This is a genomic window from Nocardia sp. NPDC059691, from assembly GCF_042733915.1.
Classification (GTDB): Bacteria; Actinomycetota; Actinomycetes; order Mycobacteriales; family Mycobacteriaceae; genus Nocardia; species Nocardia sichangensis.
In genome coordinates this window covers 323,109-341,741 of record NZ_JBHWFB010000005.1, presented here as the reverse complement: position 1 = coordinate 341,741, position 18,633 = coordinate 323,109, and the positions used below count along the sequence as shown (strand labels likewise).

General features: G+C 69.7%; 13 protein-coding genes. 8 read left to right on the top strand and 5 right to left on the bottom strand.

Translation table 11 applies throughout. The annotated features are described in order from the left end of the window. Window positions 1–91: 91 nt before the first annotated feature. The gene (locus tag ACFV2O_RS14170; RefSeq protein WP_379252099.1) at window positions 92–571 is read left to right on the top strand and encodes a hypothetical protein; all 480 of its coding nucleotides are present in this window, start codon (window positions 92–94) and stop codon (window positions 569–571) included. A gap of 393 nt (window positions 572–964) precedes the next feature. Beyond that, complete coding sequence (locus ACFV2O_RS14165) at window positions 965–2,119, top strand: lipase family protein (RefSeq protein WP_379252184.1); 1,155 nt, start codon at window positions 965–967, stop codon at window positions 2,117–2,119. Window positions 2,120–2,173: 54 nt separating this feature from the next. Here ACFV2O_RS14165 and ACFV2O_RS14160 read toward each other — a convergent pair whose 3' ends face one another. The 3 genes from ACFV2O_RS14160 to ACFV2O_RS14150 form a co-directional block, all read right to left on the bottom strand. Further along, window positions 2,174–3,010: an SDR family NAD(P)-dependent oxidoreductase gene (locus ACFV2O_RS14160; protein ID WP_379252097.1), complete on the bottom strand. Its 837-nt coding sequence runs from the start codon at window positions 3,008–3,010 to the stop codon at window positions 2,174–2,176. After that, entirely contained in the window at window positions 3,007–3,954 is a 948-nt protein-coding gene (locus tag ACFV2O_RS14155) for a patatin-like phospholipase family protein (protein WP_379252096.1), read from the bottom strand. The genes ACFV2O_RS14160 and ACFV2O_RS14155 overlap by 4 nt, the downstream gene beginning before the upstream one ends. Before the next feature lie 62 nt (window positions 3,955–4,016). Next, a complete protein-coding gene (locus ACFV2O_RS14150) occupies window positions 4,017–4,565 on the bottom strand; it encodes a histidine phosphatase family protein (RefSeq protein ID WP_379252095.1) in 549 nt (182 codons plus the stop codon). A 108-nt stretch (window positions 4,566–4,673) separates the two neighbouring features. Here ACFV2O_RS14150 and ACFV2O_RS14145 point away from each other — a divergent pair, with 108 nt between their 5' ends. The 4 genes from ACFV2O_RS14145 to ACFV2O_RS14130 all read left to right on the top strand — a co-directional run bounded on the left by ACFV2O_RS14145 (window position 4,674) and on the right by ACFV2O_RS14130 (window position 12,517). Then, window positions 4,674–9,566 carry an ATP-dependent helicase gene (locus tag ACFV2O_RS14145; protein ID WP_379252094.1) on the top strand — a complete coding sequence of 1,631 codons (4,893 nt, stop codon included), beginning with the start codon at window positions 4,674–4,676 and terminating at the stop codon, window positions 9,564–9,566. Window positions 9,567–9,602: 36 nt separating this feature from the next. Next, window positions 9,603–10,385, top strand: coding sequence for a DNA-formamidopyrimidine glycosylase family protein (locus ACFV2O_RS14140; protein WP_379252093.1), 783 nt, complete (start codon window positions 9,603–9,605; stop codon window positions 10,383–10,385). Window positions 10,386–10,532: 147 nt separating this feature from the next. Continuing rightward, window positions 10,533–11,894, top strand: a complete 1,362-nt coding sequence (gene hpnE / locus ACFV2O_RS14135) for a hydroxysqualene dehydroxylase HpnE (RefSeq protein WP_379252092.1) — start codon at window positions 10,533–10,535, stop codon at window positions 11,892–11,894. A 56-nt stretch (window positions 11,895–11,950) separates the two neighbouring features. Then, window positions 11,951–12,517 carry a TetR/AcrR family transcriptional regulator gene (locus tag ACFV2O_RS14130; RefSeq protein ID WP_379252183.1) on the top strand — a complete coding sequence of 189 codons (567 nt, stop codon included), beginning with the start codon at window positions 11,951–11,953 and terminating at the stop codon, window positions 12,515–12,517. 6 nt (window positions 12,518–12,523) lie between these two features. Here the strand turns inward: ACFV2O_RS14130 and ACFV2O_RS14125 are convergent, their stop codons facing one another. Further along, the gene (locus tag ACFV2O_RS14125; protein ID WP_364433314.1) at window positions 12,524–14,257 is read right to left on the bottom strand and encodes a glycerol-3-phosphate dehydrogenase/oxidase; all 1,734 of its coding nucleotides are present in this window, start codon (window positions 14,255–14,257) and stop codon (window positions 12,524–12,526) included. 874 nt (window positions 14,258–15,131) lie between these two features. On the opposite strand from ACFV2O_RS14125, the gene glpK reads away from it, so the two are divergent. After that, window positions 15,132–16,631 (top strand): glycerol kinase GlpK, encoded by a 1,500-nt coding sequence (glpK, locus tag ACFV2O_RS14120; protein ID WP_379252091.1) that lies wholly within the window; start codon window positions 15,132–15,134, stop codon window positions 16,629–16,631. Between the two features lie 201 nt (window positions 16,632–16,832). Here the strand turns inward: glpK and ACFV2O_RS14115 are convergent, their stop codons facing one another. Beyond that, window positions 16,833–18,011 carry a PLP-dependent aminotransferase family protein gene (locus ACFV2O_RS14115; protein WP_379252090.1) on the bottom strand — a complete coding sequence of 393 codons (1,179 nt, stop codon included), beginning with the start codon at window positions 18,009–18,011 and terminating at the stop codon, window positions 16,833–16,835. Between the two features lie 280 nt (window positions 18,012–18,291). Between ACFV2O_RS14115 and ACFV2O_RS14110 the strand changes: the two genes are divergently transcribed. Beyond that, the gene (locus ACFV2O_RS14110) at window positions 18,292–18,537 is read left to right on the top strand and encodes a hypothetical protein (protein WP_355081363.1); all 246 of its coding nucleotides are present in this window, start codon (window positions 18,292–18,294) and stop codon (window positions 18,535–18,537) included. Window positions 18,538–18,633: the final 96 nt, after the last annotated feature.

Here is an 18,633-nt window from a genome sequence, read left to right as displayed (position 1 = left end):
GTCGAGGCGTCCGGTCATTTCCGCGAGCCGCACCGGTGCCACACCGCGCATCCTCCGCCGCGCCCGCGCCTACCTGTGTGAAGGTGGAGAGGTGGCACTGCGCAGGATGGGTACGGCGATCGTCGCCGCCATCACGTTCGGAACGCTGACCGCGTGCGGGCAGCAGGCGGACCCGGCCGTGCCCGCCACTCCGGAGCGCACCGCGGAAGCGGCGGCGGGGATGCGGGCCGACCCGGGTCCCCGGCGATACGCGGGCGGGACGATGGTCGTCATCCCGCATGCCGCGGACTTGGAATCCAGTTCCGCCTTGCCTTTCTCGGAGTACGACGTCGAGGACGGGGCGGACAAACTCGGGATCCACATCCCCGGCCCGGTCGGCTGCCCGAGCATAGGATTCACCGCGCGGGTGGAGGAATCGGCCGACCTGGTGAGCGTGCGATTGATCCATGGCCTGCATCGCGGCATGCCGCCGTGTCAGGGCGCGAACCCGGAGCAGAAGCGCGAGTACGGCGTGGTCGTCGTCGACCTGCAACGCCCGCTGGGCGGACGGGCGGTGCTCAGCTTCACATGATCCGGATCGGTGCGCGACCGGGTAGGCCACCTCCGTTAGTGATCTTGTCGAATGGCGGGCCGCGGGCTTTGTGACATGTCCGGTTCGCCTGTGCCGGAGCGGCGTCCGGAGAATGTCGGGCGCTATCTTCGCAGCGGATGGTGCCGCCTTCGCGGCTACCGGCGGTCCCGGAGTCGAAGGAGGTGCGGCAGTCCGCCATGATCGACTCAGGGTTCCCACGGCGGCGGTTCCTTCTGCTCCGCCCCGCAGTGAAGGTTCGCTGCGGTTCTCGTGTAGTGCCGGTGCGTCCGAAGCACCGACGTCGCGGCGTGCCCGCCGCGGGGCGGTGGGTCGGTGACGGCTGACTTTCGAAGGAAACCCGTGTCCAGAGTTCCGTTCAGGATCGCGATCTTGCTGGTGAGCATCGTCTCGCTCGGCCTGCTCGGCCTGCCCGCTACTGCGCAACCCCTCTATCCCACTCCCGATCCCGATCCCTTCTACACCGCGCCGCCCGACCTGGGGGCGCTCACGCCGGGCGACGTCGTACGGAGCCGCAGGATCGACACCGGTATGTATGTCGGGACCGAGGGCTGGCAAGTCGCGTTCCGCTCCACAAATTCGCAGGGCCAGCCCGTCATGGGCATCACAACGGTCCTGATGCCCGCCGGGGTGAAGAATCCGCCGCTGGTCTCCTACCAGGCGCTGATCAATTCCCTCGGCACCCAGTGCAATCCGTCGCGCTCGCTGTTCAACGGCGAACTACAGGACGCGGTCGGCGCGATGTTGCCCATCGGACGCGGATGGGCGATCTCGCTGCCGGACTATCTGGGCCCCACCTCCGCCTACGGCGCCGCGCGCCTGGCCGGAATGATGACCCTCGACAGCGTGAAGGCCGTCCGCAAGGTCGCCGCACTGGGGCTGTCCGACTCCCCCGTCGCCATCGCGGGCTACTCCGGCGGCGGCATGGCCACCGCGTGGGCCGCCGCCATGCAACCCACCTACGCGCCGGATCTGAAACTCACCACCGCCGTGGCCGGTGGCATCCCCGCCGACCTGGAGGAGATGGCGATGGCGCTCGGCTTCGAGCCGCACCCCGGATTCGGCCTCGCATTCGCCGCCGCCATGGGGCTGGAGCGGGAGTACCCGGACCGGCTGCCGATCTCCGATCAGCTCAACGAGAACGGTTTGTGGTTCCGGGAATTCACCCACGACGCCTGCCGCCGATTCCTGCTCTTCCACGGCGCCTTCCGCAGCGCGGAGCAGATGGCGGCGTCCAAGAGCCTGATGGACAGCCCGGAGGCGCACGCCGTCCTGCGGGAGAACAGCCTGAAGTACTTCGACGGCGTTCCGACCGTGCCGACCTACATGTGGCAGGGCCGCTTCGACACCCTCACCTTCTACAACCCGGTCGCCGAGGTCGCCGACCGGTACTGCAAGGCGGGTGCGCGGTTGACGTTCCATACCGTCGACATCTCCGAGCACCTGACCGCGGCCGCCGCCGGATTCGCGGACGCGTGGAACTACGTCGAGGCCAGGTTCCGCGGCGAACCCGCACCGACCAGCTGCTGAACCCAGAAGACAAGCGGGCCCGGGAGTGCTTCTCCCGGGCCGCTTCTCGTTGCATCAGCTGATGGAACGCACCTCTTTCTCGTACTGCGCGCGGACCGTCTCGTCGGCCGGGTGCAACGCGCGATCCCCGTCGAACAGGCCCCGGATCAGGCGCACCGCGCGTTCCGGCGCGGCGGCCAATGCGATGTCGAGCGGGCCGAGGTAATTCGGCACGGCCACCTCGGCTTTGCGGGTGACGCAGGTGCGCACGATCGCGCCGGCGACGTCTTCCGGGTCGACGGTCGGCATGCCGTGGCCGAGTGTCAAACCCGAGGAAAGGCGGGTTCGCACGGCCGACGGCAGGACGCAGCTGACACTGACGCCATGCCCGGCGAATTCCAGGCGGGTCGCCGCCGAGAGACCGACCGCGGCGAACTTGCTCGCGTTGTACACGGCCAGCCCCGGAATCGGGATCTTGCCCGCCAGCGAGGCGACGTTGACGACATGGCCGCGACCACGCTCGATCATGCCCGGCGCGACGGCGCGCATGCCGTGGATGAGACCCCAGACGTTGATGTCCAGCGTGGCCTGACCGACCACGTCCGGTTCGTCCAGGAACGCGCCCGCAGGCATGACACCGGCGTTGTTGACCAGCACGTCGATTCCGCCGACCGCAGCGGCCACCGCGTCCCATTGCCCGCGCGAACGCACGTCGAGTTCGAACGCGCTCGCCCCGATCGCGGCGGCCGCCTCCTCGGCGGCGGGTTTGTCCACGTCGGCGATTACGACCCGAGATCCTTTCGCGGCGAATAATTCCGCGGTGGCCCGGCCGATTCCCCGCCCGCCTCCGGTGATCAGGACTGTCGCCTCGCGCAGGTCGATCGCGGGGTAACCGGATCCGAGGATTCTCATACGAATGCTCCTTGTTCGAGCGTGCGGCGGGTACTGCGCAGGCTGTGTTCGAAGGTGGCGAGACGGCGGCGGCCGTCCATGAAGTTCGGTCCCGTCACCGCGAGGTCGTCGGCGGTCGCGCCAACGAACAGCACCTTGGTGCCCGCGGCGCGCAGTCGTGCGATCTCGGTGCGGAGCTTGTCGCTCATCCGGTTGCGCAGCTGCCGTTCCAGCAGGTGCCCAGGGCCGGTCGCCGGGATCCGGGCCGCGGAGGCCATCGGAGCCAGCACGAGGAGTTCGTCCAAGTTCTCGGCGACGAGCAGGTCCACCGAGGCCGTGGAGCCCGCGCCGCCGTCGACGAAGCGGCGGCCCCCGATGGTGACCGGAGGGAACCAGCCGGGCACGGCCCACGATGCCCGCAGTGCCGCGCCGATGGTCGCGGCGGGCGCACCGGGCGCGCCGAACGCGACGCGCTCGCCCGTCGCGTAGTCCATCGCCACCAGCCGGGTCGCCGGATGCGGCACCCAGTCGCGGCCGGGGTTCAGTCGTTCGGCCAGCCGTTGCAGCCAGCCCGGGTCGCCACCGCCGACCGGCAGCAGTCCGCTGCCCGCGGCCAACAGCGCCTGGCCCGGCTCCTGGCGACGCAGCGGCAGTCGAAGCGAGCCGAGCCGCGGGCGCGGCAGCGGCGGAAACCGGCCGGGCTCGGCGGCGCGGTGCTCGCGCAGGATCGGGTCGGTCGCGGTGCCGCGCTGCAACGCGACCAGGTCGTCCACCGAAACGCCACTGCCGAGCATCGTCACCGTCTCCGCACCCGCGGACGTGCCGAGCAGCACGTCCGCCTCGCGCGGATCCCAGTCGAGCACATCCCGGGCGGCGGCGAGGGCGGCGACGATCCAGGCCGCCCCCACGGTGCCACCGCATCCGATGGCCAGGCCGCGCCGCTGCGACCCTTTGTTGTTACCCATAGTCTCAGACACTAGCCCGGCTCGGCCCGAAAGCCACCCCCTCGAGCGGTCGGTATCCCGGCTCAGGCCGTGAAGTGCAGCGTCCATTCGCCGCGATAGTGCAGGCGGGTGACGCTGCCGGGCGGGATATCGATGCGCCAGAAAGATTTCGGTGGAGCGTCCAGCGTCACCAGCAGCGCGGCCCGGACGACCGCCGGGTGGGTGACCGCGATCGTGGACACCGACCGCGCGGCGACCTCGGCCATCCAGAGCCTGGTCCGTTCGATCACGTCCAGCACGGACTCGCCGCCGTGCCCGCGGAACGCCGGGTCGGTCAACCAGGCGTACAAGTCGTCCTGGGGCACCGACATCAGTTCGCCGCCGCGCCAGGCGCCCGCGTCCAGGTCGCGCAGCCGGTTGTCCTCCTCATCCGGCAGCAGCCCCAGCAACGCGGCGGTCTCCACCGTCCGGCGTTCCGGGCCGGTGAGCACTCGCGCGGCGGTGAGCGGCCCGCATCCGGCCACCGCCCGCCTGCCCGCCTCGGTGAGCGATTCGTCCACCGGGAACCGTGCCTTCCGCATCGCCTCGGTCATCCCATGGCTGACCAGGTCGAGTCTGAGCACTTTTTGCACCTGTCGAAGCGTACGGCCCGGCGTCGGCGGCCGTTGTTCGATTGCTCCCGCTTCGCTCGCGAAACGGTACGGGCGTGCTTGTCGGTGGGCCGGTGCACACTTGAATCCATGGCCCAGTTCTCCCGCGCGACCCAGGAGTGGTTCGACGGCGCGTTCCCCGCGCCGACCTCCGCTCAGCTGGGGGCGTGGAAGGCGATCGCGGCGGGCGAGCACACTCTGGTCGTCGCGCCCACCGGATCCGGCAAGACGCTCTCGGCGTTCCTGTGGGCGATAGACCAGCTGGCCGGCCGGGAACGTCGGCCGGAGCGGGCGGGCACTTCCGTGCTGTACGTGTCCCCGCTGAAGGCGCTGGCGGTGGACGTGGAACGCAATCTGCGAGCGCCGCTGGTCGGCGTCACGCAGACGGCGAAACGCCTGGGACTGGAGCCGCCGGAGATCACCGTCGGGGTCCGTTCCGGCGACACCAGCGCGTCCGATCGGCGGTCCATGCTGCGCACCCCGCCGGACATCCTGATCACCACGCCGGAGTCGCTGTTCCTCATGCTCACCTCGGCGGCCAGCGAGACGCTGCGGGACGTGCGCACGGTGATCGTTGACGAGGTGCACGCGATCGCCGGTTCCAAGCGCGGTTCGCACCTGGCGCTGTCGCTGGCCCGGCTGGATCTGCTGACCGAGCGGCCCGCCCAGCGCATCGGGCTGTCGGCGACCGTCCGGCCGCCGGAGGAAGTCGGCCGGTTCCTGGTCGGCAACGCGCCGATCACCCTGGTCGCGCCGCCCGCGCCCAAGACGTTCGACCTGTCGGTGCGCGTGCCGGTGGCGGACATGACCGAGCCCGGCGACTCCGACCAGCCTGGATCGATCTGGCCCCACGTGGACGAGGCGATCGTCGAACTCGTGCTGGAGCACCGGTCCTCGATCGTGTTCGCGAACTCCCGCAGGCTGGCCGAGCGGCTCACCGCCCGGCTGAACGAGGCCTACGCGGCGCGGCTGGGCGAGCCGGTGGAGACCGAGCACAAGCCGCCCGCCCAGCTCGGCCCGTCCACCGAGGTGATCCACGGCGCGGGGCCCCTGCTGGCGCGCGCGCACCACGGTTCGGTCAGCAAGGAGCAGCGAGCGCTGATCGAAGACGATCTCAAGAGCGGGCGGCTGCGCTGCGTCGTCGCGACCAGCAGCCTGGAACTCGGCATCGACATGGGCGCGGTCGACCTGGTGGTCCAGGTGGAGGCACCGCCCTCGGTGGCCAGCGGATTGCAGCGGATCGGGCGGGCCGGGCACCAGGTCGGCGAGATCTCCCGCGGGGTGATCTTCCCCAAGCATCGCACCGACGTCATCCATTGCGCGGTGGCGTCGCGGCGGATGACGGCCGGACAGATCGAGGCGATCCAGATCCCGGCGCATCCGTTGGACATCCTCGCGCAACAGACCGTCGCCGCGTGCGCGCTGGACCCGATCGACGTCGACGCGTGGTTCGACGTCGTGCGCGGCACCGGCAGCTACGCGTCGCTGCCGCGCTCGGCCTACGAATCGGTGCTGGACCTGCTCTCGGGGCGGTATCCGTCCGACGAGTTCGCCGAACTGCGTCCCCGGCTGGTCTGGGATCGCGACGCGGGCACGCTCACCGGGCGGCCCGGCGCGCAACGGCTGGCCGTGACCTCGGGCGGAGCGATCCCCGATCGCGGCATGTTCGCGGTGTACATGGTGGGCGAGAAGGCCTCCCGGGTGGGGGAACTCGACGAGGAGATGGTCTACGAGTCCCGGGTCGGCGACGTGTTCGCGCTCGGGGCGACGAGCTGGCGGATCGAGGAGATCACCTTCGATCGGGTGCTGGTCACGCCCGCGTTCGGACAGCCGGGGCGGTTGCCGTTCTGGCACGGCGACGGGCTCGGTCGGCCCGCCGAACTCGGCGCTGCGCTCGGTGAATTCGTGCGCACGGTCGCACAGGACCTCGCCGCCGAGGCGTCCACGGGTACCGGGAAGACCGCACGGCGCGATGCCGGAACACCTCCGAAGGCGTCGAAACAGACTCGCGTGCAGGCGGATTCGATACCCAACGGCACGGGTCGCACGCCCGCGGTACCGGAGCGCGTCGCGGATATCATGCTTTCCGCCGGTCTCGACGACAACGCGACCGCCAACCTGCTCACACTCTTGGACGAACAGCGCACCGCGACCGGACATCTGCCCACCGACCGCACGCTGGTGGTGGAGCGGTTCCGCGACGAACTAGGCGACTGGCGGCTGGTGCTGCACTCCCCCTACGGTCTTCCGGTCCACGCCCCCTGGGCGCTGGCCATCGGGGCGCGGCTGCGCGAACGGTTCGGTGTGGACGCCGCGCCGAACGCCTCCGACGACGGCATCGTCGTGCGGCTGCCCGATACCACCGACGATCCGCCCGGCGCCGAACTGTTCGTCTTCGAGTCCGACGAGATCGATGACATCGTCACCGAGCAGGTGGGCGGCTCGGCGCTGTTCGCCTCGAGGTTCCGCGAATGCGCCGCCCGCGCATTGTTGCTGCCGCGCCGCGACCCGGGCAAGCGAGCGCCGCTGTGGCAGCAGCGGCAGCGCTCGGCCCAGTTGCTGGACGTCGCGCGCAAGTTCCCCGAATTCCCGATCCTGTTGGAGACGGTGCGCGAATGCCTGCGCGACGTCTACGACCTGCCGTCGCTGCGCGACCTGCTCGGACAGGTGGGGCGGCGCCGGATACGGCTGGTCGAGGTGGAGACCGCGACGCCGTCACCGTTCGCCAACGCCCTGCTGTTCGACTACATCGGGCAGTTCATGTACGACGGCGACAGCCCGCTGGCCGAGCGGCGCGCCGCCGCGCTCTCGCTCGATTCCGGTCTGCTCGCCGAGTTGCTCGGCCGGGTCGAGCTGCGCGAACTGCTCGACGCCGCGGTCATCGAGCAAACCGAGCGAGAACTGCAGCGGCTCACTCCGGAGCGGCACGCGCGCGACGCCGAGGGCTTGGCGGATCTGCTGCGGCTGCTCGGGCCGCTCACCGCCGCCGAAGCCGCCGAGCGCTCCGACGAGGATCCCGTCGCCTGGTTCGAGAGCCTCGTGTCCGCACGCCGTGCGCTGGAGGTCTCGTTCGCGGGGCGCAGCTGGTGGATCGCGGTGGAGGACGCGGCCCGGCTGCGCGACGCGCTCGGGGTTCCGCTGCCGATCGGCACGCCATCGGCGTTCATCGAGCCGGTGGCCGATCCGCTCGGCGATCTGGTCGGCCGCTACGCCCGCACGCACGGCCCGTTCGGCACGGAGGCGGTGGCGGCCCGGTTCGGGCTCGGCACCGCGGTCGCCGCCACCGCACTACACCGGCTCGGCATCGAAAAAAGGGTGGTCGAGGGGGAGTTCACGCCCGGAGCCGCCGGGGCGGAGTGGTGCGACGCGCAGGTGCTGCGCCGGCTGCGCCGCAGATCGCTCGCCGCCGCCAGGCACGAGGTCGAGCCGGTCTCGACTGCCGCGTTCGGGCGCTTTCTCCCGTCCTGGCAGCACGTCGGCAGCGGCGAATTGCGCGGCGTCGACGGCGTGGCGGCCGTCGTGGAACAGCTCGCGGGCGTGCCGATCCCGGCGTCCGCCTGGGAATCGCTCGTCCTGCCCGCGCGGGTGCGTGATTACACCCCGGCCATGCTCGACGAGCTCATGGCGACGGGTGAGGTGATCTGGTCAGGGCACGGCGCCATCACCGCCAAGGACGGCTGGATCGCCCTGCATCCGGCCGAGCAGGCGCCGTTCACCCTCGCACCGCCGGACGAGGTCGATCTCACCGATGTCCAGTTGCGTCTGCTCGCCGCGCTCGGCGCGACCTTCGTGCCATGGACGCCACCCGGCCCCGCGGAAACCGTGCCGGATCGACCGCCCGTGCCGTTGGACGAGCCGGTTCCGCCGACCGGCAGTGCGTCCGACGGTCGCGGCGCGCGCCGGCGATCCGCCGAGACGGCCGGTGGCGCCACACCGAACGAGTCGGACAACGGCCGACGTGGCCGACGATCACCAGTCGGCTCGGAAGACGTGGCCGACGCGGGGCATTCGATTTCCGGCGCTCCCGCGGAACGACTGATACCCGTGCCGCAGGGCGGCGGCGCGTACTTTTTCCGGCAACTCTCGGACGCCACCGGCCTGCTCGACGACACTGCCGCGGCCGCCGCATTGTGGGAATTGGTCTGGGCCGGAATGGTTTCCGGTGACACGTTCGCGCCGGTACGGGCGTTGCTGTCCGGCACGGCCCGGACCACGACGGCCCACCGCACGCCCCGCCGCGCCCCGCGAGGACGGGCCTACCTGCCCCGGCCGAGCATGCCCACCCGTTCCGGCCCGCCCTCGGTCGCCGGGAGATGGTCTTTGCTCCCGGAGCGAGTCTCGGACAACACGCTGCGCGCCCACGCGACCGCGGATCTGCTCCTGGAGCGGTACGGCGTGCTGACCAGGGGCTCGGTGCAGAACGAGGGCGTGCCGGGCGGGTTCGCGCTGATGTACCGGGTGCTCACCGAGTTCGAGGACCGAGGACGCTGCCGCCGCGGTTATTTCGTCGATTCGCTGGGCGGCGCGCAGTTCTCCACCACCGACGTGGTGGACCGGCTGCGCTCCTTCGACCCGGAGCGGGCCCGTCCCGAGTCCAGGGAGCCCACCGGCACGGTACTGGCACTGGCCGCGTCCGATCCGGCGAACCCATACGGCGCCGCTCTGGCCTGGCCGAAGAGCGACGTGGAGGGCGGGCATCGCCCCGGACGTAAAGCCGGAGCGCTCGTCGTGCTCGTCGACGGTGAACTGGTGCTGTATCTGGAGCGGGGCGGCAAGACCCTGCTCACCTTCACCGAGGACCCCGACGCCCGCCGCGCCGCCGCCGCGGCGCTCGCCGACCTGGTCCACCGCCGCCGGGTGGACTCGCTGGTCATCGACCGGGTCAACGGAGACACCGTGCATGGCAACACGTTCGCCGGGTTCCTCACCGAAGCCGGCTTCTCCGCCACCCCACGCGGCCTGCGCCTCCGGAGCCGCCCGTGAGCCCGCGATTCCGCGCCGACTCGGCGGAGCTGTCGTATGCCTGAAGGGGACACCGTCTTTCTCGCCGCGAAACGGCTTCGCACCGCGCTGGCGGGCAAAGAACTGACGCGCAGCGACTTCCGCGTACCGCGATACGCGACGGTGGATCTGCGCGGACAGGTGATCGAAAGCGTCGGCAGTTACGGGAAACATCTGTTCATCCGCACGCCCACCGTGAGCGTTCACACCCACTTGAAGATGGAGGGCAGCTGGCGCGTGTTCCACTGCGGACAGCGCTGGACGAAACCGCGCGTCGCCGCACGAGTCGTGTTGAGCACCGCGGACGTCGAAGCAGTCGGGTTCTCCTTGGGCACCGTCGAGGTCGTGCGGGTGAGCGACGAGCACCGCATCGTCGACCATCTCGGACCCGATCTGCTGGGCCCGGATTGGGATGCGGCGGAAGCCGTCCGGCGATTGGCGCGGTATCCGGATCAACCCATCGGCGTCGCGCTGCTGGATCAGCGCAATCTCGCCGGTATCGGGAACATCTTCCGCAGCGAGGTGTGTTTCCTGCGCCGCGTCCACCCCGCGACCAGGGTCCGCGACGTCCCGGACCTGTTGGCCATGGTCAACGAAGCACACCGCATCCTCGCCGAATCGGTGGCCAAGCCGCCGCGGCGCGCTCTGGCCTACGGCCGAACACACCGTCCGTGCCAGCGCTGCGGCACCCCACTCGCCGCCGACCTACTCGGTGACACCGCACCGGATCACGACCGCGTGGTGCAGCGAGAGCGGGGCATCTTCTTCTGCCCTCGATGTCAGCCCATCCCGGCCGATTGATCCGATGCCGCGAGTCCCGGTTTCCGGCAGGCGATCCGCCACGCCGCGCGGTAATTCGCTGTCTTACAGCCGATATCGGCCGACAACTCTTGACGAGCACTTCCCGCCCACCTAACTTACAATTTGTCAGTTATGGCGGGAGGCAGCATGGGCGACCGACGGCGATACGTGGTGATCGGGGGCGGCCTGGCCGGGCTCGCCTCGGCGGTCTGGCTGGCGGAAGCGGGCAAGCAGGTCACCCTGCTCGAACGCAGAGGCAGGCTCGGCGGACGCACCCACGCCATGCGCGCCGAGGCCGTGGACGATCCACCGGACAACGGCCAGCACGTGATCGCCAGCGGATACGACCACCTGTTCCGCTATCTGACCAGCGTCGGCACACGGCAGTACGTCGCTTTCCCGCATGGCGGCACACTGCGCTGGCCCGACGGCCGCAGCGTCACCATGCGCACCAAAGGAATCGCCGCGCTGCGCACGCTGTCCGGCGCGCATCCCGATGCGAACCCGCTGGAGCGCGTGCGCGCGACGATCGCCACGGTCCGGCTCGGCTGGCAGTGCCTGCGTCAGCCCGCCGACCTGCCCGGCCTCACCACCGAGCAATGGTTCGACCGGGTCGGCATGCCCGCCAAAGCCCGGGAAGCACTGTGGGATTGGCTAGCGCTCGGCATCGCGGCGGAACCGGTGCAGCGGGAGTCGGCGAAGGTGTTCGCCGATGTGATGGCCACGGGCATCCGGCTGGGCCTGCGGCACCGGCAAGCCGTCGGCATCGGTTATCCGACCACCGACCTGGACACGTTGTATGTCACCGGGGCGTTGCGTGTCTTCGAGAAGCACGGCGCGCAGGTGCGCTACCGAGCCGTGGCGCGCCGGATCCACATCGTGGACGGGAAGGTCAGCGGCGTCGCGTTGGCGGACGGCAGCACGATCCCGGCCGACGCGGTGGTGTGCGCCGTGCCCAATTCGAACATCGGCGGCCTGCTCGACGATCTACCCGAGCACGCCGAGATCTACGCGGCGGCCGACAAACTCGGCTACACGCCGATCGTCAGCACCAACCTCTATCTCGATCGCCCACTGGGGACCACGGCCGAGTTCGAGGCGCTGATCGGCGGCACCGGCGTCATCGACGAGGTCTTCGATCGCCAGCGGATGACCGGGCGCAGTACCGCGAAGGCCTGGCTGTACTGCCTGACCACCAGTGGCGCCTACGAACAGATCCACAAGTCCGGCGACGAGATCGTCGCCGAGCAGATGGCGCTGCTGCGCCGCTACTATCCGGCGGCGCGAGCGGCGAACGTGGTACAGGCCCAAGTCGTCCGCATGCCGAAAGCCACCTTCTCCCAAGTCGTCGGCAACCACGCGTTGCGCCCGAGCCAGCGCACCTCGGTGCCCACTTTGACCCTCGCGGGTGACTGGACCGCCACCGACTGGTCGGCGACGATGGAAAGCGCGGCGCAGAGCGCGGCGCGGGCGGTCGAGCTGCTGCTCGAGCTACCTTCGACGGCGTGACCACCGACCGCTCCACGGCCGAGCGCGGTACCAGCGAGGCGCGGCCGAAGCGCCGGATGTCCGCCGCCGACCGCCGTACCCAGCTGCTGAACGTGGCGCGCGACATCGTCGCCACCGAAGGCTTCGGCGCGGTGAGCATCGACCGGGTGGCCCGCGAAGCGCGGGTCGCCCGCGCGCTGGTGTACCAGCAGTTCACCGACCTGTCCGGGCTGACGTCGGCGCTGCTGGACCGCGAGTCGGCCATCGCCTTCGCCGGTGTGCGCAGCGTGGACTGGGACCACGGTGACGTGGACCGGGTCGGTCGCGGCATCCTCGCCTACCTGCACGCCGCGCCGACCAGTTGGCGGATCATGCTCAGCCCGTTCGACGGCGGGCCGCCGGAGCTGCGCGAGCGACTCGCGCTCGGTCGCGCTTACGCGCGGGCGATCGGCGCGCGTCATCTGTCCAGATACCTCGGGGTCACGGTGGATCCGAATGGTCCGACAGAGCGAATCCTGTTGGCCGCCATGGAGGAACTGGCCCGGCTGCACCTCACCGACCCGAGCGCGTATCCGGACGAACTGGTGCTGCGCTACCTGCGCTCGCTGGTCGGCTGGGCCATGGCGATGGAAGCGCCCGACTGACCACACTCAGCCCTCCGACGGCACCGGCTCCAGGATCTGCGGGCGCGGCTCGGGCGCGGCGATCCGCAGGGCGTCGGCGGAGGCGTCGTCCGGTTGGGTCTGCGATTGGATCTCCGCCTCGACCCGCGCCTGATAGGTGCGTACCTCCCGGTCGATCTCCTCGTCGTCCCAGCCCAGGACGGGCGCGACCAGCCGGGCCACCTGCTCCGCGCAATTGGCTCCGCGGTGCGGGTACTCGATCGAGATCCGGGTCCGCCGGGCCAGGATGTCGTCGAGATGCAGGGCGCCCTCGGCCGCCGCCGCGTAGACCGCCTCCACCTGGAGATAGGACGGCGCGTCCGTGATCGGTTGCAGCAGTTCGGGTTGGTCCTCGGCGAAGGCCATGACATCGGCGATCAGCGAGCCGTACCGATCCAGCAGGTGCTTGATCCGGTACGGATGCACCCCGTAGGTCTCGGCCAGCTGCACCGTCTGGTTGACCAGCGCGAAATAGCCGTCGGCGCCGAGCAGCGGCACCTTCGCCGTGATCGATGGTGAGACCCGGGCCGGTATGTCCTGCGCCGCTTCGTCCACCGCGTCGAGAGCCATCACACGATAGGTGGTGTACTTGCCACCCGCGATGCCGACCAGACCGGGTGCGACCCGGGCGACGGCGTGTTCACGTGAGAGCTTGGAGGTCTCGTCGCTCTCCCCGGCCAGCAACGGGCGAAGGCCCGCGTACACGCCGTCGATGTCGTCCGGCGTGAGTGGCTGAACCAGTACTTGGTTCACCCGTTCCAGCAGATAGTCGATATCGGCCTTGGTCGCGGCCGGATGCGCGAGGTCGAGATTCCACTCGGTGTCGGTGGTGCCGATGATCCAATGCGCGCCCCAGGGGATGACGAACAGCACCGATGTCGCGGTGCGCAGGATGATCGCGGTGTCGCTCACGATCCGGTCGCGTGGGACCACGATGTGCACGCCTTTGGAGGCCCGCACATGGAACCGGCCGCGCTGATGCGACAGAGCTTGGACTTCGTCGGTCCACACGCCGGTCGCGTTGATCACCACATGTCCACGGACCTCGCCCGCGCGGCCGTCCTCGGTGTCGCGCACCTTCACGCCGACCACCCGATCGGCTTCCCGCAGGAATCCGACGACCTGGGTGGACGTGCGGATCACCGCACCGTAGTGCGCGGCCGTGCGCGCCACCATCATGGTGTGGCGTGCGTCGTCGACGACAGTGTCGTAGTAGCTGACACCGCCGATCAGCGAATCGCGCCGCAACCCGGGCGCCAGCCGCAACGCGCCCGCGCGCGTGAGATGCCGTTGCCCGGGAACGGATTTCGCCCCGCCCATGGTGTCGTACAGGACCAGGCCCGCCGCCACGTACGGACGCTCCCACACGCGGTTGGTCAGCGGGTACAGGAAGCGCAGCGGCTTGACCAGGTGCGGCGCCAGCATGGACAGCGCGAGCTCGCGCTCGCGCAGCGCCTCGCGCACCAATCCGAACTCCAACTGCTCGAGGTAGCGCAGTCCGCCGTGGAACATCTTCGACGACCGGCTGGACGTCCCGGACGCGAAATCGCGGGCTTCGACCAAAGCGACCTGTAAGCCCCTGGTCGCCGCGTCCAACGCGATACCGGCCCCGACCACGCCCCCACCGACGACGACCACATCGAAATGATCTTTGCCGAAGCGCTCCCAGGCCGCACTGCGCTGCTCCGGCCCGAGAAGCTGCGATTCCGGTTTCTTCGCCATGCTCGACTCCTCCAGCGGATGTGTCCGATCGAGCGTTCAGATCCAGGCTAGGCGAACCGCCGCGAATCGACCGCCCGCGCCCCGGCCCGTGTCGCCCCGTCCTACTCGTCGGTAACAATCCCAACCCTAGCCGAGCGGCGACCCGTCCCCACCGCCCAGTGAGGCACACAACAGCACACTCCCGCACTCACCAACCCCGCCGCCGCAACGACCGGATCGCCTCATCAGACCCAGCACAATTGCGACCGAACCGAGACCGAGCAGCTGCCCAGGCAGGGCAAAACACCCCGGCGGACCGGCAACTACTGCGGCCTCATGCACAACGTCTCGAATCCGACCCACGAGTCGCACGCGCCCCGCCACAGCCCGAACGGCCAACACGCCTTTCCCTCCGGGCAGTCCCGGCCGAGCACATGCGCCCGCGACCAACACAGCCGACTCGTACCCGACAACTCGCCGAACCGATCGAGCCGACACCAGAGCTACCACCAACCGCTCGCACCGGGTAGCAAGCCTCGACCCCGACGGCACCCACGCCTTCAGCGCGAAGCGAGACCGAGCATCCACCCTTCGCCGCCCGGCTCCGGTCCGAGTGGCCGCCGCGTACGCGACGAAAGGAGGAACAGACCGCCGGACCCGCAGCCAGCACTACAACCGCGTGCACCGGTAGCCGAACTTCGACACCGACGCGCCCAGCGCACCGCAACCACGTCTTTCGAGCGCAGCGAGACCGAGCATGCACCGTTCGCGGCCCGGCTCGCGTGTGCGCGGCCGCCGCGTACGCGACGAAGGAGCAAGCGGCGGTCGCGCAAACGCGAGCCATTAGGGGCCGCGAACACGCCGCGACGAAGTCGCGGTTAAATACACTGCCAGCATGCGTCGCTATGTGGCCGCCATCGACCAGGGCACGACCTCGAGTCGGTGCATCGTCTTCGACCGGCAGGGGCGCGTCGTCGGCGTCGCCCAGCGGGAGCACGAGCAGATCTTCCCGCAGCCGGGTTGGGTCGAGCATGATCCCGAAACCATCTGGCGCAATACCGAATTCGTCCTCGGTGACGTTCTGGAGCGCAACGGCCTCGGCGCGGACGACATCGCCGCGGTCGGCGTCACCAATCAGCGTGAGACGACCGTGGTGTGGGACCGCGCGACCGGTCGTCCGGTGTACAACGCGATCGTCTGGCAGGACACCCGTACCGACCGGCTGTGCGCCGAATTGGGCGGCGACGCGGGACCGGGCCGCTACCAGGAGCGCACCGGCCTGCCGCTGTCCACCTATTTCGCCGGGCCGAAGCTGCGCTGGATCCTGGACAACGTGCCTGGCGTGCGGGAGCGCGCGGAGGCGGGCGAGCTGTGCTTCGGCACCGTCGACAGCTGGGTGTTGTGGAAACTCACCGGCGAACACATCACCGACGTGACCAATGCCTCCCGCACCATGCTGCTGGATCTGCGCTCGTTGCAATGGGATTCGGCGATCTGCCGGGAGTTCGGCGTGCCGGAGTCGATGCTGCCGCAGGTGCGCAGTTCCTCGGAGGTCTACGCGCCGATCGGTTCCGGGCCACTGGCCGGGGTGCCGGTCGCGGGCATCCTCGGCGACCAGCAGGCCGCCACTTTCGGCCAGGCGTGCCTGTCACCCGGCGAGGCCAAGAACACCTACGGCACCGGCAATTTCATGTTGCTGAACACTGGAACCACGCCGGTGTTCAGCAAACACGGCCTGCTCACCACGGTGTGTTATCGCCTGGGTGACGCGGACGCGGTGTACGCCCTGGAGGGCTCCATCGCGGTCACCGGTTCGCTGGTGCAGTGGTTCCGCGACAATCTCGGCATCATCTCCTCCGCCTACGAGATCGAGCCGCTGGCCCGTAGCGTCGACGACAACGGCGGCGCCTACATCGTGCCCGCCTTTTCCGGGCTGTTCGCCCCCCGCTGGCGTCCGGACGCGCGCGGCGTGATCGCCGGGCTCACGCGTTTCGTCACCAAAGCGCACTTGGCGCGGGCGGTGCTGGAATCCACCGCGTTCCAGACCCGCGAGGTGGTCGACGCGATGCGCGCGGACGCCGAGTCCCAGCGGCTCGGCCTGGAGCTGACCACGCTGAAGGTCGACGGCGGCATGGTCGCCAACGATCTGCTCATGCAGTTCCAGTCCGACGTCCTCGACGTGCCCGTTGTGCGCCCGGTGGTCAACGAGACCACCGCGCTGGGTGCGGCGTACGCGGCCGGGCTCGCCGTCGGCTACTGGTCGGGAACCGACGACATCCGCGACAACTGGACCGCCGACAAAACTTGGCACCCGACCATGCCGGAGGCGGAACGGGACGAGCGCTTCGCCGCGTGGAACAAGGCGGTCGAGCGCACGTACGGCTGGGTGGACTGACGGGCGGACCGGGCACGCTCCTCGACCTCGCGACGCGTCGCGCGGCACGGTCGTCACAGTAGACCTGCCACCGACGAACACCTACCCGGCAGGGGCGAGGCAAGCGACGCCCCGCGCGAGCGAGACGACGACTACGCTCGCACGTCCGCGACATAATCGCGCGAACCATCCGGCGGCAATCGAAAGTGGTTGTCCCCGGATCTATTCACCTATCGCGCGCGCCAAGCGCTCGATCGCCTCACGCAGCGTCGCCACGTCGGAGGTGGTGAAGCACAGACGCATCGAATTCCGATGGCCGCCGGACACCGCGAATGCCTCGCCGGGTACGTAGGCGACGCCGAGATCAATGGCGCGGGGCAACAAGTCCACGGCGTCGGTCCCATCGGTGAAGTCGACCCACACGAACATGCCGCCCGCCGCATCGGTGCTCACCAGACGGTCACCGAAGCGGGTGCGCAGCTCGTCGACCAGGACACGCGCCCGCGCACCGTAGACCCGCCGGATCTCCTCGACCTGCCCGGTCAGCCAATCCGCATCGGCGAGCAGATCGGCGGCGATCTGTTGGGTCAGGGCCGACCCGCACAGGTCCGCGCCCTGCTTCAGCAGTTCCACACCCCTGCACACCGCGTTCGGCGCGGTCATCCAGCCCACCCGCAAGGTCGGCGCCAGAATCTTCGACACGCTCGACAGCCGGATCACGTTGGGTGAATACGTCGCGATCGGCTCCGGCGACGGCCGGTCGAACCACAGCTCGCCGTAGGGATCGTCCTCGATCACCCAGAATCCGAACCGGTCGGCGAGCTCGGCGAGTTCCTGCCGGCGTCGCGGGCTCATGGTCACACCGCGCGGATTGTGGAAATTGCTCACCGTGTGCACCACCGCGGGCCGCTCGCCACGGCCGAGCAGTTCGGCCAGCGCGTCGACCCGCATCCCTTCGGCGTCGAGCGGGACCGTCACGATGCGCGATCCGGCGGCCCGGAACACCTGCAACGCGCCGACGTATGCCGGATCCTCGACCACGACGAGCGCGCCCGGATCCAGCAAAACCTCGGCGAGCAGCGACAACGCCTGCTGCGAACCGTGCGTGACGAACACCTCCTCGAGCGGCACCGGCCGCCCCAGCCGCCGCGTCTCCCGTGCGGCGAGCACGTCACGCAGCGGCCCCCACCCGGCCGATTCGGTGTACTGCAGTCGCGCGCGGTCCGCCAGCGCCGACTCCGCCGCCTGCGCGATCCGGTCTCGCGGCATCAATTGCTCGTCGGGCAGGCCACCGGCCAGGCTGATGACGTCGTCGCGCGCGGCTACCTTCAGCAGATCACGAATCGCCGAACTCGTCAGGCCCTCGAGACGCCGGGCCAGGGGTGGAGTGATCGCCGTCATGAAACCTCCGGAAAAGGACGCCACGGTACGCGTTGTCCTCACTGTTTCACATCGACTACCAAAATATGAAATTCTATTCTCATTATGTGAGATACCCGAGGCATGGAGCGGGCCGTCGAACGCAACACGACTGGACCGACCGACTCACTTGCCCGACATGCACCAGCCGCCCCGACGCACAGCGACCACTGGAGTGATCCGCATCACTCGATGGAACGGTATTCGCACCTCCGCCGTCCAGATCCACGTAAGGATCATCTGACCGAAGGAACGAAAAGCCATGAAACACATCGCATCCGCGCTTGCTATCGGCGCATTGACCACCGGCGTACTGGCCTTTGTGGCGCCGTCGGCGAACGCCGCCCAGCCTGGTCAGAAGTGCACGGTTCCAGGAGCCACGGCGCAGGACTATGTGGACGTGGGCAACGGAGTCCAGCGCAAAGCGGTTCTCGGCTGCGTGCGCTCCGGCGGTGGGTACGTGTGGCAGGTCACGAACTACCTGCAGCCGGGCGTCAACGACGGCTGATCCGTCGTCCGCGGCCGCGGGGGGGGGGGGGGTGGGCCCCCCCCCCCCCCCGGCCGCCCCCCCCCCCCCCCCCCCCCCAAAAAGAAAGGGGGCACC